The following is a 524-nucleotide window of genomic DNA, read 5'->3' on the forward strand; positions in this document are numbered from 1 at the left end:
GTGCTTCAAACCCAAACGAACGCATATACGCTACTTTTAAGCTTTCATCATATCATTATGGATGGCTGGTGCCTTGGCATCGTCATGGACGAGCTGTTCGCGGCTTATGAAGCGCTGAAAGCGGGGAAACCCGTACAATTGCCAACACCGCAGCCCTATACTGGCTATGCCCGCTGGCTGGACAAGCAGGATAAGGAGACGGCGAAGGAATACTGGCGGTCCATCCTGAACGGCTATGATCAGCCAGCCGTGCTGCCAACTCTGCCTGTAGCCCATCCGCTCCAGGCAGACACCGGGTACTTGCTGCATGAGCATAAAATAGCACTCACGGATGAAACCACCTGTCAATTGCGTACGGTGGCTGAACGCAACGGAACGACCCTGAGCAGTCTATTTCTGGCTGCATGGGGAGTGGTGCTTGGAGGATACAACCAAAGTGAAGACGTTGTCTTCGGCACCGTTGTTTCCGGTCGACCACCGGAGCTTGAAGGTGTGGAACAGATGTTGGGACTTTTCATTAACAC

1 protein-coding gene is annotated in these 524 nt (G+C 53.2%); it reads left to right on the forward strand.

Going from position 1 to position 524, the window contains the following annotated elements; genetic code table 11:
- The coding region (locus E0698_RS27790) for a condensation domain-containing protein (protein ID WP_238354183.1) at positions 1–524 on the forward strand (524 nt) is incomplete at both ends.

Source organism: Paenibacillus sp. 23TSA30-6, from assembly GCF_014858585.1.
Taxonomy (GTDB): domain Bacteria; phylum Bacillota; class Bacilli; order Paenibacillales; family Paenibacillaceae; genus Paenibacillus.